Source organism: Catenulispora sp. MAP12-49, from assembly GCF_041262705.1.
Taxonomy (GTDB): domain Bacteria; phylum Actinomycetota; class Actinomycetes; order Streptomycetales; family Catenulisporaceae; genus Catenulispora.
The window spans coordinates 39825-64829 of record NZ_JBGCCP010000025.1; the positions used below are offsets into that span (position 1 = coordinate 39825).

Below are 25005 nucleotides of genomic sequence, written 5' to 3' on the forward strand. Positions count from 1 at the left end.
GCGATTCTGCGTTCTCAAGCGTCAGGGCGCGCCAGCAGTTGCTCGGCAACCCTCCTGCCCAGCTCCGGCGCGACACGTACGCCGCCTCCGTTGCCGACCCTGACGGACCACACGCCGGGAGACCGGGTGCGCAGCAACAGATCGGCCTTGTCGCAGTAGCCGTCGAACGAACGGACCAGCCGAACGGTCTGCCCTCGGGGGACCCAGGGCAGAAAGCGCCGAACCTCCTCCAAAGTGCGTCGATGGTGGCCGATGTCGGCCGCCGGGGCCGAATCGGGATCCACACCCCAGACCGTGAGCGGGAAACCGATCAGAGACCGGCGTCCCGTCATCGGCCTCCCATAGCACCCGGTACGCAGATCCACGAACGTGGTGTGCGGCGGAACGCCGATCGGGCGGCGTATCACACAGGCCTGAATCGATCGTGTGCCGATCAGCGCTCCGACCACGTGGACACCGCTCGGTGGGCGACTGGTCCAACCACCGAGCGCCAGGACGACGATGCGCGCACGGACGGTGAGCCCGGCGCAGCGAAGCAGAATCCTGCCGCCCGTCCCGGAAACCGCTTCGAGCCGGGTGCCCGTCATCAGCCTGGATCCGTCTCGAACCGCCTGCCGCACGAACAGCCGCGTCACTGACACCGGATCGACATAGCCGGCCGTCGGTTCGACGAGCGCGACGGCCCCCGCCAGCCGCACCCCGGCCACCTCCGACCCGCCGGCGTCACTGACGACATGCGCGTCCAGGCCGGAAGCCGCGCGCAGTTCGCCCTGCGCCCGGCGCAGATCCTCGGACTGGTCGAGCCAGGCCAGAGTCACAGCGCCGACCCGATGCAGCGGCGCGACACCGGTGTTCCATCCGGAGGGTTCCGCGTAACGTGCGATGCTGCTGCTCGCCAGCTCGGCGGTGGTGGGATCGGGATCGTATCCACGCACCATTCCGCCCGAAACACGGGTAGCACCACAACCCGGCTGCCCCGCTTCCAGAATGAGCGGCGGGGCGCCGCGGCCGGCGAGATGCGCCGCGATGGACGCCCCGGTGATCCCCGCCCCCACGACCACGTACTCAGCCGTCACATCGGTCCGGCCGCTCCCGCCCCCCGACTTCATGGTCCCCGCCTTCTCATCAAGACTTCGGCCACTGCGCGGCGAGCTCTCGTGCCGAGGCCAGGTCGGCATGTGTTCCGGCTGGGATGAACGACCACGCCTGTTGGCGGACAGGCACGCCTGGCAGACCCAGGCCCTGCCATGCCCGCTCCCCGAACGACGGCATGACGGGATAGCAAAGAGCTGCGAAGGCCTTCGCGGCGAGATACTCCAACGCCACGCTGGTACGCGCCTCCTCCTGTTTGTCGACCAGCAGACGCCGCGTCCGTTCAGCATTCCGGAACCGTTTCGCACCGCGTACGAACGATTCCAACGTCTCGACATAGGCGGTGCTGCTGAACGCGTCAACCGCCAGAAAGCCATCCAGACGCGTCGTGAGAAGACAGACACCGCGATAGAACTCACGATGGGCCACCGACCACGCGCCGGTACTGGGGATCGCGCCGGCGCCGGGAAGCTCGGCGAACCCGTCGATCCACTCCCGGATCTCGTCCAACAGCGGATCGTGCAGGGCGTTCGCTCGCGCCACGGTGATGTCGACCACGGCTTCCTCGGGCGCCTCGCGCAGGAGCGCCAAGCGGACGGCGTCGGCCGGAACCTTCGCCAGCGCGTCGTCGGCCCACACGGCGTGGCCTTGGCTGGTCGAGAATTTCTCACCGTCGAGGTGAAGGAAACGGTTGACCACGTAGCCGTGCGGCAACGCGTCCTCGGCCCCTGTCGCGAAGGCCAAAGCGGGCATGAGGACGCCGTAATAGAAGCTGTTGTCGTAGCCCAGGAAAGTCACCGATCCGGGTCCGGACCCGGGTCCGGACCCGGACTCGGACTCGGCCCAGGCCCCGGCACGGTCGGCGCTCGCCGCCTGGTCGAGGTGGGTGAGTGCCAACTCCGCCCAGGGATCGACGACCTGGCCCGACAGATCGCCATCGAGGGCGATGCCCCACGTCGATGAGCGGCTGATCCGGTACGGTCCGAGCCCCGCGTCGACGAGCTGCCTGGCCAGCAGTCTCAGGCCGCTCCCACCTTCCAGGCCGGCGAGGTGATCGCGCAGATCCTCGGCGAAGACGTTCAGGTCGAGCAGCAACGCCGGTTCCTCACGGAACATCGGGGCGGCTCCGCACAGAGCGCAGGCGAGATCGAGGAGATCGCGCGCGTCGTTGGGCATGCCACAGGCTTCGCAGATCTCGCCGACGCATCGTTGGCCACAGTGCGGGCAGTTTCCGGCCGCGAAGGATTGATAGAGGGAACAACCGCACGACGCGCACCAAGGCGTCCGAACCGACCTGAAGCTTGTCGCAGGGGACGCGGCGAGGGCTGCGAAACGGGTTCGTATCCGCTCCTGCAAGCCTTCGTCCGTGAGTGGGCGGTAGACGGACGTGGCGGTGTAGCCGGCCCGGGTCAAAGTGGCGAGAACACGGTCTCCGGCCTCGACGGCCAGCTCCGTGGTATCGACCCCGCCGCGCAGTGCCTCGGTGGCGACGTAAGACTGGTGGTCATCGGTACCCGTCACCAGCGCGACGTCTGTGCCCATGGTGCGCAGGGCGCGCGCGAACATGTCAGCGCGCAGGTAGGGACCGGCCAAATGTCCGAGATGCAGGTCTCCGTTCGGCGTCGGAGGCGGGCAGCTGACCACGACCCGGTGGGGGACGTCGAGCCGAGGGGGATGAGCGGCCAGTCGTGCGGCGGCGGTGTCGCTGTCGTCCCAGTAGATCGACACCAGGTTGAAAGGCTCGTCGGCCGTATTGCGAATTCCGTGGACGTCGAAGGGCGTCAAGTACACCAGGTCGCCGGCCCCGATCTCGATCGATGCCGCGCCCGACCGGATCTCGGCGCGGCCGCCGAGGGCCAGGAAGATCTCGCCATCCTGCTGGCGGTGGTACTTCGACGTCGTGTGAGGGTCCACCGAGCCGAAGACACTGCCGAACGGCAGGCCGGGGATGTCCGCCTGGTCATAGAGATGCTGGATACGCATCTCGTACGCCCAGTCCATCGCGGCGCGATCAAACGTACGCACCCCGCATGCCGCCTGCGTGGTGGCCGATCTGTCCCATGTCGCGCGCACGAAGTCCACTGCATCGGTGTCTACTGCGCGAAGTACGTACCCTGACTCGCGCGCGACGTGAACGGCGTCGCCGGGTGAGAGCGGGTGAAAGCGGCCAGATGATTCGGTCAGGTTCCCCGTGCCGGACAGGACGAAGAGGACCTCGTCGCTGGAGGTGTCACAGAGTTCTGCTTCCGCCCCTGAAGCCAGGCTCCCGTAGATGAGCTGGAACGGGAGTCCTTCGATGTCCGCTGACGACAGGACCTGATCATGTCCCCCCGTGCCGACTGCTGCCCGATCAAATGACCTGTGAATCATTGAGCATCAGGAGCCTTCGTCGATGACTGTCGACCGTGGGCCGATGGCTCTGGCAGACGCTCGTGCGCTACTCAAAGTCGGGGCCCCGCTACTGCCGGTCTAGTGCAAGGGGCACCCCAGGTCTAGCGGGAGGGGCGAAATGTCTCAAAGGGTGAGACATCGGGTGATAAGTCGATCACGGCCACGTCCTCCAAGCGGAATCGCTGGGAGGACGTGCCGCTCAGTCTGTTGTCCGGGACCGATCGCTCGACCGCTGTGGCAGCCATCGAGCGCCCATGGTTGCCTCAGCCGGCGCGCGTGCCGTTCGGCACGGCGCGTTCCGGCAGCGCCAGCGCCGGTGTGACCTTGTCCGGGTAGCCGATGTCGAACATCATCCCCTCGGACATCTCGCCCATCATCTTGCGTGGCTCGAGGTTGACGACGAACAGTGCCTGCTTCCCGACGACCTCGGCTGGATTCTCCCGCTCCTGCTTCAGCCCGACGATGATGGTCCGTTTGTGATCGCCGAAGTTGACGGTCAGCCGCACCAGCTTGTCGGACTTGGGCATGTCCTCGACATGTTCGATCGCTCCGACCCGGACGTCGACCTTCGCGAGGTCTTCGTAGGAGATCGTCGGCTTGATGGGGGCCGCGACGAAAGTCTCAGGGGCGCTAGTCATGTAACAACTCCACGAAAGTATGATCATTGCCTGATGTCAAGCTGCTGTGTAAAAGGCGTTCGTGGAAAGGTACCAGCGATTTGCGCTGCCTCGATGGTGAATCGCGCATCTGTCTCGGATGCCGAGCGGCGAATCTTGTGGGCTGCTCCGTCCCGTCGAACGGCTGTTGCTGAAGGGGCGAGTAGGTCCTGTGGTGATGCTGATTTCGCCCGCTGACTTGCGAAGCCCTGCGACATCCTCGCGCCACTCCGTCTGGCGCCGCGGCCTCGTCATGGCGCGTCGGTGCAGGTGAGATCTTCGGCATTCGTACGCAGGATGAATGAATATCATTCTAAACGACTTGTGGCGCAGGGTGCTTAATTCATTGTTGGGCATCCAAGGGGTCAAACATGCGTTGTCCGAACTACTGGCATGAAGTTCTCGCCCAGGTCTTTTCCGGCATACTGATCAGGCGTTGCCGTCAGGGTGTCTGTTGGCCCGTCTGCGCCAGTCGGGGCGGCCGTGGCGCCATGCCGGGTCGGCTCGGAGTTCTTCCGACGCGTGAAGAAGGTCTGATCCGACGCCGACGCGTCAGATCAGACCTGTTCAAAGGAGCGACGGAGTCTTGCGCTTGATCACGTGCGGTTGCCGTGCCTGGCTCCGGGCCAGGTGAACTGCTTCGGTGCGGCAGGCGTTCGGCCTCGGAGCCGGTGCCGGCGCCGAATACTCCGCCCGTGATCCATTGCCGCGGAGGCGCTCGCCATCGCTGCCCGTCCCTTGCCGGCGATGGCTGCCCGAAGCGTGCTTGCCGCCGAGATCAGCGGCTGCCCGCGGCATCCGGAATCGGTGACCCGGGAATCCCCTTCGGTCTGCGTCTGATCATTCGGGGATTCGCAGGGCATTTCCTCGGTTGGCCGGGAATCGTGCCTCCGGGGCCTTTCCCGGCGGCTGTCCGGGTCGCCGGCGCCCGCGCGCCAAATGCCGGCGGCGAGCTGGATCGCGATCGTTCCGAACCGCATCGCGATGTTCCAGTTCGCGCTGAAGACGGGACCGACGATGATCGCGCCCAGCGTCAGGACCACCGAAGCCACGGCCTTCGTGACGGCAACGAAGATCGCCATATCCCGTTCCGGGGCAGGCGAATTGTATCCTCGTTCTTTGTCATGGTGGCTCATATTCCACCCCTATCGGTGTCGGTGCCTCCTGGTGGAAGCACCCACCTCGATGGTGGGAATGAGCGGCGTGACCCATCCAGGGACGGGAATGGACCTGAGCAGGACTTTTGCGGACCACAACAGGACCATGCGGTGGAACGTCGCCTTGCGGCAATTGTCGGAGTAGCCTTTGATGGACGGATGGAGGTCGCCATGGCCGGGCGCGACTCGCAAGATCCCCGTACAGTCCTGGAGCATCTGCTTCGCGCACAAGACCGGACCTATGAAGAGATCGCCGCCGATTTCGAAAGGAAGGCGCGGCAGCTCGATGAGCGGGGCGTGTCCATCACGGCCCGGCATTTGCGGCGTCTGGCGTCGGGGGAGCGGCTCGGTACGACGCCGGCGACTCGTCGCATCCTTCAGGCGATGTTCGGCAGGCCGGTCGGCGAACTCCTGCAACCATGGAACCCCGAGGACGATGCCGCGTCGGCCGCGGTGACAGCCCCCCAATCCGATGTGGAGTTGCTGACCATGGCAGCGGAGCGATCGCGGGACTTCAGCCTCACCAAGCAGCTGGTCACCAGCCCCGAGGTCATCGACCGGCTCGAAGACGAGGTGCGCGAGCTGGCCGCGGTGTTCCAGCGCACCCCGGTCCCGATGATCCTCGGCCGGCTCGTCGGCGTTCAGGACACCATCCTGGCGTCCCTGGAGCTGCGGCAGAAGCCGTCCAATGCCAGACAGCTGTACTTCCTGGCCGCGGTGGTCTCGGGGATACTCGCCCACGTCGGCAACGATCTCGGCAAGCCTACGATCGCGATGGACCACTCCCGCAGCGGTTTCGTCTGGGCCGAGTACGCCGACCACAACGGACTGCGTGCCTGGATCAGAGGCATTCAGTCATACCTCTCCTTCTGGGCGGGACGGCCGCGCCAATCCCTGAGCTATGCGCAGTCCGGAGCCGCCTTCGCGCAGGACGGCATCGGATCAACCGTCTCCTGGCTCCACGCGAGCCAGGCCCGAGCCTGGGCGGCGCTGGGCAACACCGAACAAGTCCGCTCCCTGATCCGCACGGCCGACGACGTGTATGAGAGCACGACGCCGAGCGACCTGGACGAATTCGGCGGCCCCTGCACGTTCGGCCGGCCCAAGCATCTGTACTACTCCGCGCGGGCCATGGCGACGCTGCCCGACCTCGCGGAAGCCGCACGAGACACCGCGAGCCTGGCGGTCGATGCCTATGGCGACGAGAACGACGCGGACTGGGACTACAACTGCCTGGCCGACTCCCAGGTCAGCCTGGCCTTGGCGCGACTGTCCCTGGGCGAACTCGACGGTGCTGCCGAACCGCTGCGCCCGGTCTTCCAGCTGGCACCGGAACAGCGGGTCGCGGACATCGTCTCGACGGTCGGCCTGGTACACCGGTCGCTCAACCAGTTCGCCACGGACCAGCGTGCGCGGGACCTCCAAGAGGAGATCGAAGTGTTCACGCGGGCATCGCTTCCGCAGTTCCCGATGTAGCCGTCCCGACGTAGCCGCGAGATGGCCTTCACTCGTGCAGGTTCGCCAAGTTGATGGACCGGACCTCTCGGATGCCTCGGATGCATCACCGGCTGCCCATCGGCGTCCAGCGCCCTGATTTGCTTCGCAGGTCCGGGGGGACGTGGCCCGGTTCCGTTCCAGGGGCCTGCGACAAGGTGCGGCACGTCTAGCTCCCGCCTGGCCCCCGCAGCAGCCCGAGCACCGTCGTGCTCAGCAGATCCGCGGCTTCTTCGCGTCCCAGCCGCCCGGCGTCGGCCTCGCCGGCGGCGGCGTGCGCGAGCGCGTACGCCGACGCCATCGTCCACGGCAGCGGCAGGTCGGTGCGGAACTCGCCGGATTCGCGGCCTCGCACGATCACCGCCTCGATGCGGGCGAAGACTTTCTCGTGCAGCTGCCGTACCTTCTCCGGGCCCAGGTGCCGGGTGGCGGCGGCCAGCAGGCCCTGGTAGCGGCCCAGGAGCCAGGGTGCGTGCAGGAGCCGGTCGACGGCCTCGGCGGCGGTGCCCGATTCCAGGTCCAGGGCCGCGAACGTCTCGTCGGCCTCGGACAGGGAGCGGACCAGCAGCGCGTCGACGATCGACTCCAGGGAGTCGAAGTGCCCGTACACCGTGACCCGGCCGACGCCCGCCGCCTTGGCGATCTCGGTGACCGTCGCGTCGGGGCCGACGGCGAAGCACCGCAGGGCCGCGTCGAGGACGGCGGTGATGGTCCGCTCGGCGTCGGCGCGCTTGGGCTTGTCGGTCTTGTCGGCCATGGTCACAGCGTATGGGGTGCGGTGGGGCGGCTATGTCGGGACGGGCGCGTGCCGCCTCAGTGCCCGAACACCGGCCGCGCCGACGGATCCGGACGCCCCGCCGGCAGCGCCCGCAGCGCCGCGAGCGCCGCCACCGCCGCGATGCCGGCGGCGGCCGCGAACGCGGTGTGGAACCCGCCGACGCCGGTTGACGGTGCCGTTGCCGTTGTAGCAGCCCCCAGGCTCCCGCCGGCCAGAACCGAGGCCAGCGCCACACCGAGCGCCGACCCGAGTTCGTGCCCGGTGTTGACCAGGCCCGAGATCAATCCGGCCTCACTGTGGTCGGCCTGGTGCAGCGCGGCGGTCGTGGCCGTCACCAGCGCCATGCCGACGCCCACGCTGAGCAGCATGAACCCGGGCAGCACCGCCAGCGCCGCGTTCCCGCTGGCCGGGAGCCGGGTCAGCAGCAGCGCGCCGGCGGCGGCCACGACGAAGCCGGAGACGGCGGTCCGCCGGAAGCCGAGGTGCCCGACGCCGTGCGAGGCCAGATGCGCGCCCAGGCCCGTCGCCACCGCCACCGGCAGGTAGACCACGCCGGTTTTGAGCGCCGAGTAGCCCGCGCGGTGCTGGAGGTACCACGACAGGAGGAAGAACCCGGTGATCAACAAAATCGTCGCCGCGAACATCACCCCGGCCCCGGCAACCACCGCGCGGTCTCGTATGAGCTCCCGTCGTAGCAACGGATGCGCCGCCGAACGTTCCACCAGAACCAGTACGACAGCCGCCAGCACCGCGCCAGCCAACGGCAGCAGCGTGGCCGCGGTGCCCCAGCCCGAACCGCCGGCGTGGATCAGGCCGTAGACCAGCAACGCGGCGGTGGCCGTCGCGGCCAGCGCGCCGGGCACGTCCAGCCCGCGCAGCGACCGCGCCGGCGCCGAGGCCGGCACCAGCCGGGGCAGCAGCACCAGTACCGCCAGGCCGATCGGCAGGTTCACGAAGAACACCCAGCGCCACCCCGGCCCCGAGGTCAGCGCGCCCCCGACCAGCACCCCGACCGCCGCGCCGGCCCCGCCGATCGCACCCCAGACGCCGAGCGCCTTGGTGCGCTCCGGACCGTGGAACGTCGTAGTGACGATCGACAGCGCCGCCGGAGACAGCAGCGCGGCGGCGACACCCTGCGCGGCGCGCCCGGCGATCAGCTCCCCGGAGGAGTGCGCGAGCCCGGACATCAACGAGGCGCCGGTGAACGCGGCCAGCCCGAGCAGGAACGCGCGCCGGCGTCCCAGGCCGTCGGCGAGCCGGCCGCCGAGCAGCAGCAGGCCGCCGAAGCACAGCGTGTAGGCCGCCGGTACCCAGGTCAGCGCCTGGCGGCTGAGGGAAAGGTCGTGAGCCATTGTGGGCAGGGCCAGGTTCACCCCCGTGATGTCGACGATCAGCATGAACTGGGCCAGGCACAGCAGGGCCAGGGCGGCCCATCGGGAGTGGTCGCGGCTTTCACCGTGGCCGGGGCTGTCGTCCATCGGAATCCCCTCCGTCGCGGAAATCAAACAAGGCTGTTCGATTTCCACGATGACCTACCGCCCCTCACTAAGTCAAACGCCAGTGTCTGAGTTACTAATCGATTCGGCCCGGGCGCTAGGCTTGACAGACCCCACCAAAACGGCCGGAGAACCGGTCCGAGCAGCGAGGAAACCCATGGCCAAGGCACTGTCGGAGATCCTGGCGGACGACGTCCGCGCCGCGCTGACCGCGGTGCTCGGGGACGCGGCGCGCGACGCCGATCCGCTGATCCGCCCCTCCGACCACGCCGACTTCCAGGCCAACGGCGTGCTGCCGCTGGCCAAGGCGGTGAAGGGCAACCCGCGTGAGCTGGCCACGAAGGTCGCCGCCGCACTGGTTCCGGCAGGCGCCGAGGGCGCGGCCGGCGCGGCCAGTGCGGACAGCGCGGACAGCTCCGCCGGCTCCGAGCCCGTCGCCACCTCCGGCGTGATCGCCGCCGTCGAGGTGGCCGGCCCCGGCTTCCTCAACCTCACCCTCACCGACGCCGCCCTGGCCGGCCAGGCCGCCGAGCGCCTCGGCGACCCGCGCCTGGGCGTGGCGCCCACCGCGGTCGGCCAGACCACCGTCATCGACTACTCCCAGCCGAACATCGCCAAGGAGATGCACGTCGGCCACCTGCGCTCGACCGTCATCGGCGACGCGCTGGTCCGGCTGCTGGAGTTCGACGGCCGCACCGTGGTGCGCCAGAACCACCTCGGCGACTGGGGCACCCAGTTCGGCATGCTCATCCAGTACCTGGTCGAGCACCCCGAGGCCCGCCCGGCCGAGGCCGAGCACTCCGGCGAGGTCGCCATCTCCTGGCTGACCGCCCTGTACCGCGACGCCCGCGCCCACTTCGAGTCCGACGCCGAGTTCGCCGACCGGGCCCGCAAGCGCGTGGTGACGCTGCAGGGCGGGGACGCAGACTCGCTGGCGGTCTGGCGCGAGATGGTCGCGGAGTCCAAGCGCTATTTCGAGGACGTCTACGCCCGCCTGGACGTGCGCCTGGTCGACGCCGACGCGGTCGGCGAGAGCTTCTACAACCCCTACCTCGCCGAGGTCGCCGCCGACTTGGAGGAGCGGGGCGTCGCGGTGTGGAGCGAGGGCGCGCTGTGCGTGTTCTTCGAAGACGTCAAGGGCCCCGACGGCGAGCCGGTCCCGCTGATCGTGCGCAAGAGCGACGGCGGCTTCGGCTACGCCGCCACCGACCTGGCCGCGATCCGCTACCGCGTCGACACCCTCAAGGCCGGCCAGATCCTCTACGTCGTCGACAGCCGCCAGGCGCTGCACTTCCGCATGGTGTTCGAGACCGCACGCCGCGCCGGCTACCTGCCCGAAGGCGTCGAGGCGGTGCACGTGCAGTTCGGTTCGGTCCTGGGCACCGACGGCAAGCCGTTCAAGACCCGCGCCGGCAAGACCATCCGCCTGATCGAACTGCTGGACAGCGCCGTCGAGCACGCCGTGGCCACGGTCGAGGAGAAGAACCCGGACCTGGACGCCGACAGCACCCGCACCGAGGCCAAGATCGTCGGCATCGGCGCGGTGAAGTACGCCGACCTGTCGACCTCGCGCACCAAGGACTACATCTTCGACCTGGACCGCATGGTCTCCCTGCACGGGAACACCAGCGTCTACCTGCAGTACGCGCACGCCCGGATCCACTCGATCCTGCGCAAGCTCCCCGAGGGCACCGCCTCCCAGGTGCACCCGGAGCTGGAGCTGGAGCCGGCCGAGCGCAGGCTGGCCCTGCACCTGGACGACCTCGGGGCGACACTGGCCACGGTCACGGAGAACTTCGAGCCGCACCGGCTGGCGTCCTACCTCTACGCGCTGGCGCAGACCTTCTCGGACTTCTACGAGAACTGCCCGGTCGTCAAGGCACCGACCGACGCGGTGCGGGAGAACCGCGCCGCGCTGGTGCGCCTGACCGGGGAGACGCTGAAGCTGGGGCTGGCGCTGCTGGGGATCAGCGCGCCGGAACAGCTGTGAGCGGTGCTCATCAGCCTTCGACGGCGCCGACCTGCCCGGGGCTGATGGCGTAGTCGAACCGGATGCGGTGCGTGCCGTCCGCGTCGACCTCGATGCTGCCGGTACCGGTGATGCCCGCCAGCTCACCGGTACCGCTGCCGGGCACGATCAGGAAGTACTCATCGGACCGGTCCGCCCCGGCCGTTGTCGCGGAGTGCACGAAGTTGAAGGTGCCGGCGCGCCCGTCCAACGTCCCCTCGAACGACTCCAGCGCCAGATAGGTGCCCGCGCCCCGCTCCTGGTCGTACGCCGAGGTGAACAGCGTGGCCGAACGCCCCGCGATCCCGCCCTCGAACGCCTTCTCCATGGTCGCCACCCCCGTCGCAGTGGCCGTGACGACCTCCAGCGACGGCTCGACGGCGGCCGGCGCGAACGACGTCACGCTGAAGGTTCCCTCGGTTCTCATGACGACGACCGTAGCGGCCGCCGGTGGTGGTTCCGGTGCTACCTCCCGTGTGAGTTCCGGAGCCACCACCCGTTCTAGCTCCCGTTCTAGCTCCCGTGTGAGCTCCGGAGCCAGCTCCCGTGCTACCTCCCGTGTTAGCTCCGGTTCTACCTCCGGCGTCACCGGCCGCGGGACACCACCGCAGTAGCCTGCTCGATCGCCGCCAGCACACCCCCGGTGTCGGCCAGGTCGGCGATCACCACCTGCGCGCCGGCGTCACGCAGATCCGCGACCGCCGTGGTCCCACTGGCGACGGCGACCACGGCGGCGCCGTGCGCCAGCGCCGCCTCCACGTCGCGGACGGTATCGCCGAGGATGACCGTGTGCGCCGGGCCGTACCTGTGTCCGTACCGGGACTCGGCACGGCGCCAGGCGTGCGGGATCAGGTCGTTGCGTTCGACCTCGTCGTCGCCGTAGGCGCCGATCGCGAAGTCGATCCAGGAATGCAGCTCGAAGGCCTGCAGCTTCATCTCCGCGACCGTCCGGATGTTCCCGGTCAGCACCGACTGCCGGGCCTGCGGCGCGGCGGCCAGCGCCTCCAGCGCCGCGCGGGCACCGGCCAGGGCATGGCCGCGGGCCCTGACGGCCTCGGCGCGGGCGAGCAGCGAGCGTTCCAGGTTCGCCAGGAACAGCGTGAGCAACGCCGGGTCGGGCTCGACGTCGTGCATGCGCAGGATCCGCACGGCCATGGCGCGCTCGGTCAGCCCGTTGAACGTCATGTCCCCGCGCCACGGGCTGCCGATGGTCTCCAGCACCGCCTCGGTGTACGCCTCGGTGGCCACGCCGGTGGTCTTGATCAGCGTCTGGTCGATGTCCCACAGCACCAGCAGTGCGCCGCCCACGCCCGGCTCCCTCGCATCGTGTCCGTCACGGTGTTGCACCGGTGTCGCACCGGTGTTGCACGCGATGCCGCTCGCGGAGCCTTCCGCCCCGCTCACCCGGCCCTGCTCACCCGGCCCTGCTCACTGTGCCCCGGCTACCTGCCCGGCTCACCCCGTCCGGCGGCGCAGCGTCACAGCACCCAGCGCCAGCGCGAGCACCCCGGCACCGGCGATGATAGCCATGTCGGCGATCAGCGCGCCGGACACCGCCGACCGCGCCGTGATCTTGTCCATGGCGTCCACCGCATACGACAACGGCATCACATCCGACAGCCACCGCAACACCGGCTGCATCCGATCGCGCGGCGTGAACAGCCCGCACAACAGGAACTGCGGCAGCACGAACGCCGGAAGGAACTGCACCGCCTGGAACTCCGTCCGCGCGAACGCGCTCGTGAACAGCCCCAACGCCGTCCCCAACAGCGCATCGAGCACCGCGACCACCACCAGCGCCCACGCCGGCCCCGCCACCGACAACCCCAGCGGCCCGAGGGCCAGCGCCGACACCAACGACGCCTGCACCAACGCCACCGCACCGAACGCCACCGCATAACCGCCGAGCAGGTCGCCCTTGCCCAGCGGCATCGTCAACAGCCGCTCCAACGTCCCGCCGGTCCGCTCCCGCAGCATGCCCACCGACGTCACCAGGAACATGACGATGAACGGGAAGATGCCCAGCAACGCCGCGCCGATCGACTGGAACACGTGCGGCGAGGAATCGAACACCCACTTCAGCAGCGTGATCAGCACACACGGCACGACCAGCATCAGCGCGATCGTCCGAGGATCGTGACGCAACTGCTCCAGCACCCGGCGCGCCGTCGCCGCCGTACGTCGCAGGCTCATGACTGCGCCCCCACCAACCGCAGGAACGCACCCTCGACATCCCGCGCCCCGGTCCGCGCCAGCAACCCCTCCGGCGTGTCGGAAGCCAGAATGCGCCCCTCACGCATGAGCAACAACCGAGTACACCGCGACGCCTCATCCATGACATGACTGGAGATCAGAAACGTCACCGGATCCTCACCGGCCGCCAACCGATGGAACAGCCCCCACAATTCGGCCCGCAACACCGGATCCAACCCCACCGTCGGCTCGTCGAGCACCAGCACCCTCGGCGCCCCCAACAAAGCCGCCGCCAGCGACACCCGCGCCCGTTGCCCACCGGACAGACGATCGGCGCGCGCCTTCTCCTTGCCCGCCAGCCCCACCGCCGCGATCACCCGTTCGGGATCCCCCCGCGGCGCCCCGAGCACGGCCGTGAAGTACCGCAGGTTCTCCATCACCGACAGGTCGCCGTAGACGGAAGGGGCCTGAGTCACGTAGCCGATGTGGTCGCGCAGCGCGGGGCTGCCGGCAGGGGAACCCAGCACCCGTACTTCGCCACCGGCCACCGTCTGCACCCCGACCACCGATCGCAGCAGCGTCGTCTTGCCGCACCCCGACGGCCCCAGCAGTCCGGTGACCGACCCGACCTCCACCTGGGCGCTCACGTCGCGGAGCACCACCTGTCCGCCTCGGACGACGCGCAGGTCGCGGACGTCGACGGCGTAATTCATCATGTGTTGAGTTTCTGCCTGGGCACCCGAGGGTGTCAAGGAGGGGCGTCAGGTGCTGATGCTTCCGCTCAAGGCATGTTGCGCCGAATATTGCGAATCATCCGTTTTGCGCCTTCCGCGAAGCCGGCCGTCGCTTTCCGTAGGCGTCCCGTCGCGCGAGTAAGGCATCGTCATCACCCGCCTGAGCACCACCTTGACAGCAATATCAACCATGTTATGGTTTCGGTGCCTCTCCCGGGAATGTCCTGGGAAAATCGGGCCGTCGATCGCGATCGGCGGCCCTTCAGCTCGGCGACTTTTCGTCGCCGCATCACCGAGGCAGGGCCCGTCGCCCCATGGCGACACGGCTTTCCGGGGACGCCGACCGCAGCGGTCGAGCGTCCTTTTTGTATAAGAATGATGATTCGCCCGAGAGGGGCTAGTCCATGCGGGCTGTCCGCCGACATCCGATACTCGTGACCACCACCGCCGTGGCCCTCGTGGGCCTGGCCGCCACCTCCGCCTCGGCTTCGCCGTGGCACCACTCGCGGTACCACCGGCCTGCGCCTGCGCCTTCGTCGTCGGCGAGCACCACGCAGCCGACGCAGCCCACGTCGTCCGCCCCCTCCGTGCCCACCTCGACGCCCTCGGCCACCTCCTCGCCGTCGACGCCCGCGGCCCCGCCGACCAGCACCTCCGCTCCGGCCCCCAGCTCCTCGAGCTCGACCAGCGCCCCGTCCTCCGCCGGGCCCCAGGGCATCGCCGGCAGCTGGCGCAACGTCTTCAGCGACTCCTTCGCCAACGATTCCGCCCTGGACACCACCAAGTGGTCCACCGGCTGGAACGCCTCCGGCATCACCCGCCCGCCGAACTGGTCCGAGAACGACTGCTACGACCCGGCGCAGGTCTCGGTGACCGGCGGCACGCTCAACCTCACCGCCATCCAGAAGGCCGTGAACTGCGGCGAAGCCAAGGACTACACATCGGGCCTGGTCAACACCAACGGCAAGTTCAACTTCACCTACGGCGCCATGGAGGCCCGGATCTACCTCCCGGCCGGCTCCGACGGCAAGATCGCGAACTGGCCGGCGTTCTGGGCCGACGGCCAGAACTGGCCGACCGACGGCGAGACGGACGTCATGGAGGGCCTGACGGGCGATGCCTGCTACCACTTCCACTCCACCGCCGGCGGCCCCGGCGGCTGCGCCAGCGGCAACTACACCGGGTGGCACACCTACGGCGCCGACTGGGAGCCGGGTTCGGTCACGTACTACTACGACGGCGTGAAGGTCGGCCAGATCACCACCGGTATCACCTCCGTGCCGCAGTACCTGATCCTCAACAACGCGGTCGGCGGCTACGGCGGGACCACCCTGGCCCCGTCGACGATGAAGGTCGACTACGTCAAGGTGTGGCAGCACTGACAGCAGCCCCTGAGGGGAGGCGCCGCTAGGCGGCGCTGCCACGTGCCGGTCGCGCTAGGGCGGCCGGCACAACCCTTCCCACCGCCGATCAGACCTTTGTCTGACCGCCGAGCCACTGTCGCAGTTCGATCGGTGTCCGCGATCCGTAAATCGGGGCCCGCGTCCCCGGGAAGTACTCCGAGCTCAGCAAAAGGTTGATGGTGACGACGTCGACCTCAAGGAGGTAGCGCCGGTAGTGGAGCCCGGCCGCGTCGGCGAGCCGGATCAGGCGCGGCTCGTCGAACCCGTCCACCGGGATGTCGGCGACCTGCTCGGCCCGCTCGTTCAGGAGCAGAAGCCAGAACACGAAGAACGGGCTCGTCACCGCCGCGATTTCCGCGACCCGGCCGGATCCGCCCCGGCCGCGAGGGCGTATGTAGATCGGAGTGCGCTCCGGGTCGCCGCGGAACTCCGGCAGAACACCGCCGGCTCGAGGTGTCCACGAATCCACGTCGCCGGTCGACGACATGACGGTCAGCAGCTCGCCGTTCCAGCCGATGCCCCTGCGGTTCGGGCCCCGGCCAACGTCGGGGCGGCGATCGGGGGTGACCGCCGGAACGTAGGCGGTCCTGGTGGTCGCGCTGCCGCCGTCGTACTCGTATTGGACGTAAGCGAACGGCGGGGAGCAGGCGTCCCGCTCCGCCTGCAACCTGTCCACCGGATGGGGAGAGTGCTTAGCCGCGTCGGTCAGCACGTCGCCGAAGAAGCTGGTCCCCGTGCTGTCTTCCTTGGGTCTCCGCCACCGCATGGGACCACCATAGGGCCGTCAACTGAACCGTTCATCGGACTGTTCACCGGGAGGCGTCGGTCGGAATCGAACCCGTGGCACTGGGAGCGGGCCGGTTCCCCGGGTTCGCCGTCATCCGCAGGTCGGCCCCGTCGTAGAGCCAGATCTCGTCGTAGCTATTGGTGAGAACCGCCTTGGTCTGCTTAGGGGCGCCGGGATAAGTCGGCGCAGCGGGCGGCGTATTCGAGCTCGGATAGACCAAGGACGCGCTCGGCAGCCAGAACACCCAGCCGGGCTTCATACCGGGCACCGTGTAGAAGGTCTCGAGCCTGGTCTCGCGGACGACCTCGCTCCCGCCCTTGGACAAGTCAGGGCCGACATATATGTCGGTCACCCGGTCTTCGACCCGCACCGGCAGGTCCGAGCTCGCCATCACACCGGCCGTCGGCACCATGAGATTGCCGCCGCCGATGGTCTGCACCGCGAACATGGACCTGAAGTACTTGTCCGTCGGGACATGGCCGGCACATGGCGGCGCGTCGCCGGTCGTCGCCGGCGGCGCAGTGACCACCATCCGGCAGATCACGGCCTTGCCGCCCTTGTCGTCCTTGCCCAGCGGGGAGTCGCACTCGACGAACGCCGGCGTAGACATGTCCGGCTTGCCATAAGACGTGATGCTGTGCGGCGCGTACCGGCACACCGAGTCAGTGGTCATCCAATAGAACGCCCCGTCGAGGTCGCCGGGGACAGTGATGGCCTGATGCGCCGGCACCTGCTTGACCGGGGAGTGCGTACCGGGCGCGATCGGGTCCGGCGCACTGCCCGTTGTACTGGGGGAGACCCCCGGGTTGACCACGGTGTCACCGCCCGAGCCCGACGGCGCGCTCACCAGCACGAACACCGAGGCCCCCACGAGTGCCGCGACGCCGAGTCCGCCGACCGCGGTCCGGGCCCGGCTCCGGGTCCTGCGCCGCCGCGCGCCGGAGACGACCTGGTCGGCGCTGATCCCGGACGGCGTGAAGGCGTAGCCGTGCATGGCTTCGCGCAGCGAATCGTCGAAGTTCACAGCCGGCCTACCTTTCCCGCCCGGTGAGGGACTCATCAAGGCCCGGGAACGAGCGCAGCCGCGTCATCGCCCGGGACAGGGTGCTCTTCACGGTGCCCGGCGCGATGCCGGTCTCGGCCGCTATCGCGGCGACGTCCAGGTCGGAGTAGAAGCGCAGAACCACCACGGCGCGCTCCCGCGGCGTCAACGTCGCCAGCGCCCGGCGCAGCAGGTCGCTCTGCGCCAGTGCCACGGCGTGGTCGTCGCTGACCCCGGTGTCCGGCGGCCGCTCGAGCAGCACCTCCCGGTCGCGGCGCCGCCGCCACCAGTTCCGGTACTGGTTGACGATGATCTGCCGGACGTAGGCATGCGGATCCTCGACCTGCGTCTTGGGCCAGCGGATATAGGCGCGCTCCAAAGACTCCTGCACCAGGTCCGCGGCCCGGTGCGGGTCGCCGGTGAGGAGCTCGGCGAAGCGTGTCAGACGGTTGACGCTGCCCGCCACGAACTCGGTGAAGCCCGCGTCCGACCGATCCACGTGGGCCTTCCTGCCGGCTGAGCCGATGATGGGGGTGCTCACGTATGGGTGACACAACTCAGGCGTACAACGTTCTGTCTGCCGCCGGATTTCCCGGAAAACCGTGCCGCACCCGCGATACTGATGGCATGCGAAAGGTGATCGCGACCGTCTTCAACTACTCCCTGGACGGCCTGCTGGCCGACGAGCACACCGAGTTCTGGGACTTCTGCTTCTCCCACCCCGAGATCGCTCACCCCGAGGACCCCGCGCACCTGGACTTCCTGCGCGGCGCCCACGCGCACGTCATGGGCCGCGCCTCCTACGAGGCCATCGCCGAGGCCATGACGTCGCCGACCGCCGACCACCCCTTCGCCGGCCTGCTGACCGACGGGCACAAGGTCGTCTTCAGCCGCACCCTGAAGAAGGCCGACGCCGACTGGGCCAACACCACCATCGCCGCCGGCGACACCACCGAGCAGATCGACAGACTCCGGACCGGCGGCGACGGCTACATCCTCGTCTGGGGCGGCGTCGGCCTGTTCCGGTCGCTCATGCAGCTCGACCTGGTCGACGAGCTCCGGGTGAGCATGTTCCCCTACATCGCCGGTGAAGGCACCCGGATCTTCGACGGGGTCCCGAAGTCCTACCAGCTGGAGCTGGTCTCCCACACGGCCTCCGCCGGCGGGGTCATCGAGCTGCGATACCGGCGAGCACGCTGACCCCGTCACCGAGCTACGACTAGAGCTATGACCGGAGCTACGACCAGAGCGACGACCAGCCCTGCGAACATCCTTACAACACGTCCGCCAGGCCCCGAGCCAACTGCTCGTACACCTGCTCCGAGCGGGCCGTGGCGCGCGCCAGCAGCTCGTCCTTGCCCATCCCGGCCGCCAGATCCCCCTGGTACCGCACCTGCGCGGCCTGCACGGCGCCGGCGATCTGCGCCGCCGCGACCTCCAGCACGAACGGGTCGATCTGCGGGTGGTTCTCGACCATCAGCTCGGTGAGCAGGTTTTGCCGCTCGTACATGAACCCCACCGAGCGCGTCCACAGCGTCGGGGCCTCGCGCAACAGCCGTGAGAAGGTCCGGGACCGCTCCACATGCTTGGGCGACTGGACGTAGTACTCGTACATCTCCTGCTGCCACTCCTTGACCGCGGCCAGCACGCCGATCTCCGCGGCCCGCGTGCGCAGCGCGGTGCGCAGCCGGTCGTTGGCCACGTGCCGCAGCTCGTAGACCAGGTCCTCCTTCGAGGCGTAGTGCGTGAACACCGTGGCCGGGGCGACGTCGGCGGCGCGGGCGATCTCGGCCATCGTCACGTGGTCGTAGCCGCGCTCGGCGAACAGAGCCATCGCCGCCTCGTGGATCGCCATGCGGGTGCGCTGCTTCTTGCGCTCGCGCAGGCCCAGCTGCGGGGGGTCGCTCTGGGGCTCGCTCCGGTGGTCACTCCGGGGCTCATTCCGGGGCTCGCTCCGGCGGTCTGCCTGGGGGTCGAGCCCGCCGCGCTCTGGTGCTCCTGGTCCGGTCTCCATGGAGCAATAATAGCTGGACTTCGTCTATCATTAGAGTCACTCTAAGATTAAACACACTCCGGGGAGGGTCCCTTGTCTTCGACCGATCAGATAGCCGGCGCGCCGCCGTCCTTGGCGGCCGACGTCGTGCCCGGGCCGCGCGTCGGCGGCCTGCGCGCGGGCAACAAGACCGCGCTGCTGGTCATCGCTTGTATCGCGCAGTTCATGGTGGTGCTGGACGTCAGCATCGTGAACGTCGCGCTGCCGGCCATGCGCGGCGCCTTGGACCTTTCGCCCACCGGCGTGCAGTGGGTCGTCAACGCCTACGCGCTCGGCTTCGCCGGCCTGCTGCTGTTCGGCGGACGCGCCGCCGACCTGTTCGGCGCCAAGCCGGTGTTCCTCACCGGCCTGGTCGGCTTCACCGCCGCGAGCCTGGCCGGCGGCATGGCCGACACCGGCGGCCTGCTCATCGCCGCCCGCTCGGTGCAGGGCCTGGCCGGCGCGGTGCTCGCCCCGGCGACCATGACGCTGATCATGACCACCTTCACCGACCCGCGCGAGCGCACCAAGGCCCTGGGCGCGTGGAGCGCGACCATGGCGGCCGGCGGCGCGATGGGCGCCGTCGTCGGCGGGATGCTCACACAGTGGGTGAGCTGGCGCTGGGTGCTGTTCGTCAACGTGCCGATCGGCGTGGTCCTGATCCTGGCGGCCGTGCCGCTGATCGCCAGGACCCGCGGCCGCGGCGCCACACTGCGCACCCTGGACCTGCCCGGCGCGATCACCGTCACCCTCGGCCTGACCGGCATCGTCTACGGCGTCGTCACCACCGACACCCACAGCTGGGGCTCGGGCTCGGTGCTCGTCCCGATGATCGGCGGCGCAGTGCTGCTGGCGCTGTTCGTCCTGCTGGAGGCACGCAGCAAGCACGCCCTCGTGCCGCTGCGCGTGTTCCGCAACCGCTCCCTGGCCGTGGCCGACGTCGCCGCGCTGCTGATCGGCGCCGGCATGTTCGCCATGTGGTTCTACGTCAGCCTCTACCTGCAGCAGGTGCTCGGCTTCGACGCCCTGCAGGCCGGCTTCGCCTTCGTGCCGGGCTCGGCGATGATCGTGCTGGGCACCATGCTGGCCACCCGCGCCCTGCCCAGGATCGGCACACGCCCGCTGCTGCTGGTCGGCCCGCTGGTCGCCGGGATCGGCCTGGCCTGGCTCTCACGCTTCCCGGCCGACGGCTCCTACACCGCCGACGTCCTCGGCCCGCTGATGGTGCTCACCTTCGGCATGGGACTGGCCATGACCCCGCTGGCCGTGGCCGGCACCGCGGGCATGCCCCGGCACGAAGCCGGCCTGGCCTCCGGCCTGATCAACACCTCCCGCCAGGTCGGCGGCGCCATCGGCCTGGCCGCTCTGTCCACGATCTCCGCGCACGTCGCGGCCGGCCACGGCGGCAGCCTCAAGGCCGCGACGGCCGCGGGCTTCGGCGCTGCGATGATCGGTGCGGCGATCCTGCTGGCCGCCGCCGGTGCGGTGGCCGCGCTCCTGCCGCGGCGGGGGAGCGCGCCGGCCAAGGCGTAAGCGGACACTGCCACCCGACCCCGAAGGCGGCGCGGTGCGGACCGGAAAAACCGGTTCGCATTGCGCCGCAACGGTTTCAGGTCACGGTGTTAGCTCAGCTCGGAGAACCGGGCACTGCCAAAGGCCCGACCAGCCAGGGCCGCATGGGTACGACCGATGGCCCGACCAGCCAGGGCCGCAAGGGCACGACCGATGGCCCGACCAGCCGGATCCGCCAGACCGTCGGCCCACCGCCCCCACCGCGCAAACCTCAGCCCAAGAACCGCTGCAAAGCCGGAGCCAACAACCCCACCAACTCCTCCGAACCCAGCGAAGCCACCGGCTCCACCCCGATCACATACCGCGCCATCGCCAACCCGATGATCTGCGCCAGCGCCATCTCCACCCGCGCCTCGGCATCCGGACCCCCGACCCGCGCCGCCAACGGCACCACCAGCCGCGGCCGGGCGAACCCGCGTACCAACGCCGCCATATCCCCGTTCGAAGCGATCGTCCGCAGCACCGCCAGCAACCGCTCCCGCGCCTGCGGCACCTCCCACAGCCCCACCACATACCGCGCCAGCCGCTCCCCGATCCCCGCCGAATCCCCGGCCACCTGCTCCAGCACCACCGCCGGATCCACCGGGAACTCCAACGCCGCGACGAACACCTGCTCCTTCGACCCGAAGTAGTGGTGCACCAGCGCCGCATCCACCCCCGCGGCCCGCGCGATACCCCGCACCGTCGCCTTCTCATAGCCCCGCGAAGCGAACTCGGCGCGCGCCGCGTCCAGGATCTGCCCGCGGGTGTCGGCCGACCCCGGCCGGCGACCGGGGCGTTTGGCGGCGGGGGCGGTCATGATTCTCACAGTAGCCGCCGATCGCCGGCCGCCGGTCACACCGTGTCCCACCAGCGGATGTCGGGCAGCTCCGGGGCATCGGGGTACGGGAAGTAGAACGGTACGCCGAAAGCCTCCGCCAGCGCCGTTCCCAGCTCGGCGGCCTCGTGAGCCTCCGGCCACGGCGGCACCCGGCTGTTGAACAGCCGGATGTCACCACCGTGCCGGATGATCGTCAGACACTTCTCGGTGCGCGGATCAGCCGTCACGGCCTCCAGCCGCACCATCCAGCCGGTACTGTCCCCGTCCCAGAGCGCTTCGATCGCATCCGGGGTCCTCGGCAGCGCCGAGATCGCGGCGGTCAACGTCGCCAGGTCGCGCGGCGGCGCGGGCCGGCGTTGAATCCGATCCGCGAGCACCTTCTGTCGAGCCCAGACGAGCCGTTGAGCGGTCCCCACCTGGACCCGTTCCCCACCGTCGTTCCGGACTAGTTCGTGTACGGCACGGAACCACTGGTCCGCCAGCACCAGCTCGTCCACCCGCGCCCGTACTACCTCCGCAAGCGTCTCCCACTCGATCTCAGCCACGCCCCAGACCGTAGCCCTACACGATCGCCAGCCCTACACGTTCGCCAGCCCTACACCATCGCCGCCAGCACGTCATAAAGCAGCGCCCGGAACGCCGACGCGTCCCGCAGCAGGTTCCCGCTCACGACCAGCCCGCCGTCCGCCAACGGCCAGAACACCCGCCCGGCCACCGGCAGCACCGTGATATCGAGTTCGAACTCCCGTGCCTGACGCCCCAACTCGTTCTCCAACTGCCGCACCACCGCGGCCGGCTCGCGCGCCACCGACGTCGGCGCCCCGCTGCCGCGCGAGGCCATCAGGCGGAACTCGGCCGACCATCGTGCAGCCTCCAGGAAGCCCGCCTCGACCAGCTTCTTCAGCTCCGGGGACCGGACGAGCAACTCAAAGCCCGGAGGACCGAGCGTCTGCAAGGTGAACCAGTCCTCCAACCGGCCCTCCCACAGCCCCAGCCACAACCCGGTCCACTGCGCGGTGGCCCGCGGCCCGGCCAGCGCCGCCAGCCTCTTGTCCACCTCCACCGGCGGATCCAGCGGCGGGATCGCCGGGTCCAGATCCGGCCTCATACCCGAGGCGTCCCGCAGCCACAAAGCCATCGTCATCGTCTGCCGGTCGCCCACCGCGATCCGCCAGCCGGCGCCCCTCTCCCGTCGCAGCCGCATCCTTCTAGCATCGCCGACGACGCACCAGAGCGGAACGCCTGAGGCACGGGACAATACGTCGATGCAGAAGAACCACCGCCACCTGGGCATCCTCGCGCACTCCGCCGAAGGCGCCGCCCTGTCCTTCCAGACCTTCTGCCGCGAAGGCTTCGCCCGCCTCGGCCCCCACGCACACCCCGACGTCACCCTCGACCTGATCCCGCTGTCCCGCTCCATGCCGTACTGGGAATCCGGGGACTACCACGCGGTACGCGCCATCCTGCGCGAAAGCGCCGAACGCCTCGCCGCCGCCGGCGCCGACTTCTTCATCTGCCCCGACAACACCGCCCACCTGGCCTTCGAACTCGACGGCGACCCCTACCCGATCCCCGGCCTGCACATCGCCGAAGTAGTCGCCGACGAAGCAGCCGCCCGCGGCCACCGCAAAGTCGGCATCCTGGGCACCCGGTTCACCATGGAAGGGCCCGTATACCCCCGCGCCCTCGCCGCCCGCGGCATCGAAGCGGCCGCACCGGACCCCGCCGACCGCACGGCGGTCGACACGATCATCTTCGACGAACTCGTCAACGGCGTCTTCACCGACACCGCCCGCACCGCCTACCAGCACGTCATCGAACACCTCGCCGACCAAGGCTGCGACGCCGTCGCCCTGGTCTGCACCGAGATCCCCCTGCTGATCACCCCCGAGACCTCGCCGCTGCCGACCCTGGACTCCACCCGGCTGCAGGCGCGCGCCGCCTTGGACGTGGCGACCGGCGCGCGCGCCCTGCCGACGTGGTACGGCGGTCCGGTCGCTCCCGCACCCTCGCCGATCGCTACAGAACGGACCTGATCCCCGCGGCCAGCCTGTCGTACTCCGACGGGGCGTTGTACACGTTCGCGCTCACCCGCAGCAGCGTCATCCCGTTCCACTTCGGCACCGACACCTCGACGCCGAGCCGGTCGGAGATCTCGGCCTGCAAGTCGCGCGGGTCGTCGTACGGGACCGGCAGCGGCACCAGCCGCATCGACACCCCCGCATCGCCCGGCAGCGTCGCCGGATCGACGTCCAGCGCCGAGGCCAGCGCCGCCTGCCCGTACTCGGCGAGCTTCACGTTGTGCTCCCGCACGCGCTGCGGGCCCAGCGCCCGCAGGAACGCGATGCCGTTCGGCGCGCACAGCCGCGACGTGGGGTCGTGGGTGCCGATCTCCTGCAGGTTCAGCGGGAACTCCTCGTCCTGACCCCACGACACGATCGGGTTGCGCAGCGCCGGACGCCACTTCGGCGCGGCCCAGAACGCCCCGGCCGAACGCGGCGCGTACCCCCACTTGTGCAGGTTCCCGCCCCAGAAGTCCGGGTTCAGCGCCGCCAGGTCGATCGGCACCATGCCGGGGGCGTGCGCGGCGTCGACGATGACGATCACGCCGCGTTCCTGCAGCGCCGGTACCAGCTCCTCGATGGGGAACCGGCGTGCGGTCGAGGAGGTGATGTGATCGATCAGGGCCACCTTCGTGCGCGGTGTCACCGCGGCCAGCACGATCCGCGCGATCTCGGCGGCGTCGGCGGTCAGCGGTATCCGCGCGGTCACCACGCTCGCCCCGACCTCCCGGGCCCGGCGCTGCGCGGCCCAGGTGGCGGTCAGGTAGCCGTGGTCGGTGACCAGGAACTCGTCCCCGGCGGCCAGCGGGACCGAGTCCACCGCGATGGTGGTGGCCGCGGTGACGTTCGTGACCAGCGCCACGGAGTCGCCGGCCGGGGCGCCCAGGAATTCCGCGACGGCACGGCTCGCCGTGGCCATCCCCGGTGCCACCTCCCGGCGGAAGAACCGGGTGGCGTTGGCGTTCATCCGCGCCCGCCATTGCCGCTGGGCGAGCATCACGGTGCGCGGGGAGTTGCCGAAGCCGCCGTGGTTCAGATAGGCGTGGCCGACCTGGAGGGTGTCGAACAGGGCACGGACCTCGGTCCAGTCGTCGCCCCACAGAGGGTTGTCGAGGGTTTCCATGCCTGATGATCGTAATTGCCGCCGGCGGCCGGGCCCAAGGGCCACTTCCGGCGCTTTGGCCCTGCCCGACTGCGCCTGCGGCCCGGCCCGATTCGGCCCCGGACCCTGCCGGATTCAGCCTCGGACCCTGCCGGATTCGGCCTCCACCTGTCGTCGAGCCCTGC

At 69.5% G+C, this 25005-nt stretch carries 24 protein-coding genes; 6 read left to right on the forward strand and 18 right to left on the reverse strand.

Annotated elements, in window-relative coordinates; all coding sequences use genetic code 11:
• Nucleotides 1-14: 14 nt before the first annotated feature.
• The 4 genes from ABIA35_RS34480 to ABIA35_RS34495 form a co-directional block, all read right to left on the reverse strand.
• Entirely contained in the window at nucleotides 15-1109 is a 1095-nt protein-coding gene (locus tag ABIA35_RS34480; RefSeq protein ID WP_370360757.1) for an NAD(P)/FAD-dependent oxidoreductase, read from the reverse strand.
• Nucleotides 1110-1125: 16 nt separating this feature from the next.
• On the reverse strand, nucleotides 1126-3462 hold the full coding sequence (locus tag ABIA35_RS34485; protein ID WP_370360758.1) for a class I tRNA ligase family protein: 2337 nt from the start codon (nucleotides 3460-3462) through the stop codon (nucleotides 1126-1128).
• 284 nt (nucleotides 3463-3746) lie between these two features.
• Nucleotides 3747-4121, reverse strand: a complete 375-nt coding sequence (locus ABIA35_RS34490) for a tRNA-binding protein (protein ID WP_370343986.1) — start codon at nucleotides 4119-4121, stop codon at nucleotides 3747-3749.
• Nucleotides 4122-4735: 614 nt separating this feature from the next.
• On the reverse strand, nucleotides 4736-5221 hold the full coding sequence (locus ABIA35_RS34495; protein ID WP_370360759.1) for a hypothetical protein: 486 nt from the start codon (nucleotides 5219-5221) through the stop codon (nucleotides 4736-4738).
• Nucleotides 5222-5593: 372 nt separating this feature from the next.
• On the opposite strand from ABIA35_RS34495, the gene ABIA35_RS34500 reads away from it, so the two are divergent.
• Nucleotides 5594-6772 (forward strand): XRE family transcriptional regulator, encoded by a 1179-nt coding sequence (locus tag ABIA35_RS34500; protein ID WP_370343983.1) that lies wholly within the window; start codon nucleotides 5594-5596, stop codon nucleotides 6770-6772.
• A 187-nt stretch (nucleotides 6773-6959) separates the two neighbouring features.
• Here the strand turns inward: ABIA35_RS34500 and ABIA35_RS34505 are convergent, their stop codons facing one another.
• Both ABIA35_RS34505 and ABIA35_RS34510 read right to left on the reverse strand, forming a co-directional pair.
• Complete coding sequence (locus tag ABIA35_RS34505; RefSeq protein ID WP_370360760.1) at nucleotides 6960-7547, reverse strand: TetR/AcrR family transcriptional regulator; 588 nt, start codon at nucleotides 7545-7547, stop codon at nucleotides 6960-6962.
• A 56-nt stretch (nucleotides 7548-7603) separates the two neighbouring features.
• The gene (locus ABIA35_RS34510; protein ID WP_370360761.1) at nucleotides 7604-9046 is read right to left on the reverse strand and encodes an MFS transporter; all 1443 of its coding nucleotides are present in this window, start codon (nucleotides 9044-9046) and stop codon (nucleotides 7604-7606) included.
• Between the two features lie 175 nt (nucleotides 9047-9221).
• On the opposite strand from ABIA35_RS34510, the gene argS reads away from it, so the two are divergent.
• Complete coding sequence (argS, locus tag ABIA35_RS34515) at nucleotides 9222-11054, forward strand: arginine--tRNA ligase (protein WP_370360762.1); 1833 nt, start codon at nucleotides 9222-9224, stop codon at nucleotides 11052-11054.
• A 10-nt stretch (nucleotides 11055-11064) separates the two neighbouring features.
• On the opposite strand, the gene ABIA35_RS34520 is transcribed toward argS, so the two are convergent.
• The 4 genes from ABIA35_RS34520 to ABIA35_RS34535 all read right to left on the reverse strand — a co-directional run bounded on the left by ABIA35_RS34520 (nucleotide 11065) and on the right by ABIA35_RS34535 (nucleotide 13981).
• Nucleotides 11065-11499 carry a DUF3224 domain-containing protein gene (locus ABIA35_RS34520; RefSeq protein ID WP_370343978.1) on the reverse strand — a complete coding sequence of 145 codons (435 nt, stop codon included), beginning with the start codon at nucleotides 11497-11499 and terminating at the stop codon, nucleotides 11065-11067.
• 158 nt (nucleotides 11500-11657) lie between these two features.
• Nucleotides 11658-12380 (reverse strand): HAD family hydrolase, encoded by a 723-nt coding sequence (locus ABIA35_RS34525; protein WP_370360763.1) that lies wholly within the window; start codon nucleotides 12378-12380, stop codon nucleotides 11658-11660.
• A gap of 147 nt (nucleotides 12381-12527) precedes the next feature.
• Nucleotides 12528-13265, reverse strand: a complete 738-nt coding sequence (locus ABIA35_RS34530; protein ID WP_370343976.1) for an ABC transporter permease — start codon at nucleotides 13263-13265, stop codon at nucleotides 12528-12530.
• Entirely contained in the window at nucleotides 13262-13981 is a 720-nt protein-coding gene (locus ABIA35_RS34535; RefSeq protein ID WP_370360764.1) for an ABC transporter ATP-binding protein, read from the reverse strand. The genes ABIA35_RS34530 and ABIA35_RS34535 overlap by 4 nt, the downstream gene beginning before the upstream one ends.
• Before the next feature lie 452 nt (nucleotides 13982-14433).
• Here ABIA35_RS34535 and ABIA35_RS34540 point away from each other — a divergent pair, with 452 nt between their 5' ends.
• A complete protein-coding gene (locus ABIA35_RS34540) occupies nucleotides 14434-15381 on the forward strand; it encodes a family 16 glycosylhydrolase (protein ID WP_370360765.1) in 948 nt (315 codons plus the stop codon).
• 88 nt (nucleotides 15382-15469) lie between these two features.
• Here ABIA35_RS34540 and ABIA35_RS34545 read toward each other — a convergent pair whose 3' ends face one another.
• From ABIA35_RS34545 to ABIA35_RS34555, 3 genes are read right to left on the reverse strand one after another with little or no spacing between them, the layout of a single operon-like run.
• On the reverse strand, nucleotides 15470-16168 hold the full coding sequence (locus ABIA35_RS34545) for a hypothetical protein (RefSeq protein ID WP_370360766.1): 699 nt from the start codon (nucleotides 16166-16168) through the stop codon (nucleotides 15470-15472).
• Between the two features lie 43 nt (nucleotides 16169-16211).
• Nucleotides 16212-17213: a hypothetical protein gene (locus tag ABIA35_RS34550; protein WP_370360767.1), complete on the reverse strand. Its 1002-nt coding sequence runs from the start codon at nucleotides 17211-17213 to the stop codon at nucleotides 16212-16214.
• A 7-nt stretch (nucleotides 17214-17220) separates the two neighbouring features.
• Nucleotides 17221-17730: a SigE family RNA polymerase sigma factor gene (locus ABIA35_RS34555; protein WP_370343968.1), complete on the reverse strand. Its 510-nt coding sequence runs from the start codon at nucleotides 17728-17730 to the stop codon at nucleotides 17221-17223.
• 128 nt (nucleotides 17731-17858) lie between these two features.
• Here ABIA35_RS34555 and ABIA35_RS34560 point away from each other — a divergent pair, with 128 nt between their 5' ends.
• Entirely contained in the window at nucleotides 17859-18431 is a 573-nt protein-coding gene (locus tag ABIA35_RS34560; RefSeq protein ID WP_370360768.1) for a dihydrofolate reductase family protein, read from the forward strand.
• Nucleotides 18432-18504: 73 nt separating this feature from the next.
• On the opposite strand, the gene ABIA35_RS34565 is transcribed toward ABIA35_RS34560, so the two are convergent.
• The gene (locus tag ABIA35_RS34565; RefSeq protein WP_370360769.1) at nucleotides 18505-19245 is read right to left on the reverse strand and encodes a TetR/AcrR family transcriptional regulator; all 741 of its coding nucleotides are present in this window, start codon (nucleotides 19243-19245) and stop codon (nucleotides 18505-18507) included.
• Between the two features lie 72 nt (nucleotides 19246-19317).
• On the opposite strand from ABIA35_RS34565, the gene ABIA35_RS34570 reads away from it, so the two are divergent.
• Nucleotides 19318-20796 carry an MFS transporter gene (locus ABIA35_RS34570; RefSeq protein ID WP_370360770.1) on the forward strand — a complete coding sequence of 493 codons (1479 nt, stop codon included), beginning with the start codon at nucleotides 19318-19320 and terminating at the stop codon, nucleotides 20794-20796.
• Nucleotides 20797-21046: 250 nt separating this feature from the next.
• Here ABIA35_RS34570 and ABIA35_RS34575 read toward each other — a convergent pair whose 3' ends face one another.
• Genes ABIA35_RS34575 through ABIA35_RS34585 form a run of 3 tightly spaced genes read right to left on the reverse strand, consistent with a single transcriptional unit; the run spans nucleotide 21047 to nucleotide 22859 of the window.
• Complete coding sequence (locus ABIA35_RS34575) at nucleotides 21047-21634, reverse strand: TetR family transcriptional regulator (RefSeq protein WP_370343964.1); 588 nt, start codon at nucleotides 21632-21634, stop codon at nucleotides 21047-21049.
• Nucleotides 21635-21669: 35 nt separating this feature from the next.
• Nucleotides 21670-22200 (reverse strand): hypothetical protein, encoded by a 531-nt coding sequence (locus ABIA35_RS34580; protein ID WP_370360771.1) that lies wholly within the window; start codon nucleotides 22198-22200, stop codon nucleotides 21670-21672.
• Between the two features lie 50 nt (nucleotides 22201-22250).
• Nucleotides 22251-22859: a hypothetical protein gene (locus ABIA35_RS34585; RefSeq protein WP_370360772.1), complete on the reverse strand. Its 609-nt coding sequence runs from the start codon at nucleotides 22857-22859 to the stop codon at nucleotides 22251-22253.
• Between the two features lie 61 nt (nucleotides 22860-22920).
• Here ABIA35_RS34585 and ABIA35_RS34590 point away from each other — a divergent pair, with 61 nt between their 5' ends.
• Nucleotides 22921-23691 (forward strand): aspartate/glutamate racemase family protein, encoded by a 771-nt coding sequence (locus tag ABIA35_RS34590; protein WP_370360773.1) that lies wholly within the window; start codon nucleotides 22921-22923, stop codon nucleotides 23689-23691.
• On the opposite strand, the gene ABIA35_RS34595 is transcribed toward ABIA35_RS34590, so the two are convergent.
• Nucleotides 23675-24841: an aminotransferase class V-fold PLP-dependent enzyme gene (locus ABIA35_RS34595; protein ID WP_370360774.1), complete on the reverse strand. Its 1167-nt coding sequence runs from the start codon at nucleotides 24839-24841 to the stop codon at nucleotides 23675-23677. The genes ABIA35_RS34590 and ABIA35_RS34595 overlap by 17 nt on opposite strands.
• Nucleotides 24842-25005 lie beyond the last annotated feature (164 nt).

What these genes read in the sequence shown, in the direction of transcription:
- ABIA35_RS34480 (WP_370360757.1), bottom strand. Translation starts at nt 1,109, where the DNA reads ATGAAGTCGGGGGGCGGGAGCGGCCGGACCGATGTGACGGCTGAGTAC.
- ABIA35_RS34485 (WP_370360758.1), bottom strand. Translation starts at nt 3,462, where the DNA reads ATGATTCACAGGTCATTTGATCGGGCAGCAGTCGGCACGGGGGGACAT.
- ABIA35_RS34490 (WP_370343986.1), bottom strand. Translation starts at nt 4,121, where the DNA reads ATGACTAGCGCCCCTGAGACTTTCGTCGCGGCCCCCATCAAGCCGACG.
- ABIA35_RS34495 (WP_370360759.1), bottom strand. Translation starts at nt 5,221, where the DNA reads ATGGCGATCTTCGTTGCCGTCACGAAGGCCGTGGCTTCGGTGGTCCTG.
- ABIA35_RS34505 (WP_370360760.1), bottom strand. Translation starts at nt 7,547, where the DNA reads ATGGCCGACAAGACCGACAAGCCCAAGCGCGCCGACGCCGAGCGGACC.
- ABIA35_RS34510 (WP_370360761.1), bottom strand. Translation starts at nt 9,046, where the DNA reads ATGGACGACAGCCCCGGCCACGGTGAAAGCCGCGACCACTCCCGATGG.
- argS (WP_370360762.1), top strand. Translation starts at nt 9,222, where the DNA reads ATGGCCAAGGCACTGTCGGAGATCCTGGCGGACGACGTCCGCGCCGCG.
- ABIA35_RS34520 (WP_370343978.1), bottom strand. Translation starts at nt 11,499, where the DNA reads ATGAGAACCGAGGGAACCTTCAGCGTGACGTCGTTCGCGCCGGCCGCC.
- ABIA35_RS34530 (WP_370343976.1), bottom strand. Translation starts at nt 13,265, where the DNA reads ATGAGCCTGCGACGTACGGCGGCGACGGCGCGCCGGGTGCTGGAGCAG.
- ABIA35_RS34535 (WP_370360764.1), bottom strand. Translation starts at nt 13,981, where the DNA reads ATGATGAATTACGCCGTCGACGTCCGCGACCTGCGCGTCGTCCGAGGC.
- ABIA35_RS34545 (WP_370360766.1), bottom strand. Translation starts at nt 16,168, where the DNA reads ATGCGGTGGCGGAGACCCAAGGAAGACAGCACGGGGACCAGCTTCTTC.
- ABIA35_RS34560 (WP_370360768.1), top strand. Translation starts at nt 17,859, where the DNA reads ATGCGAAAGGTGATCGCGACCGTCTTCAACTACTCCCTGGACGGCCTG.
- ABIA35_RS34565 (WP_370360769.1), bottom strand. Translation starts at nt 19,245, where the DNA reads ATGGAGACCGGACCAGGAGCACCAGAGCGCGGCGGGCTCGACCCCCAG.
- ABIA35_RS34575 (WP_370343964.1), bottom strand. Translation starts at nt 21,634, where the DNA reads ATGACCGCCCCCGCCGCCAAACGCCCCGGTCGCCGGCCGGGGTCGGCC.
- ABIA35_RS34585 (WP_370360772.1), bottom strand. Translation starts at nt 22,859, where the DNA reads ATGCGGCTGCGACGGGAGAGGGGCGCCGGCTGGCGGATCGCGGTGGGC.
- ABIA35_RS34590 (WP_370360773.1), top strand. Translation starts at nt 22,921, where the DNA reads ATGCAGAAGAACCACCGCCACCTGGGCATCCTCGCGCACTCCGCCGAA.
- ABIA35_RS34595 (WP_370360774.1), bottom strand. Translation starts at nt 24,841, where the DNA reads ATGGAAACCCTCGACAACCCTCTGTGGGGCGACGACTGGACCGAGGTC.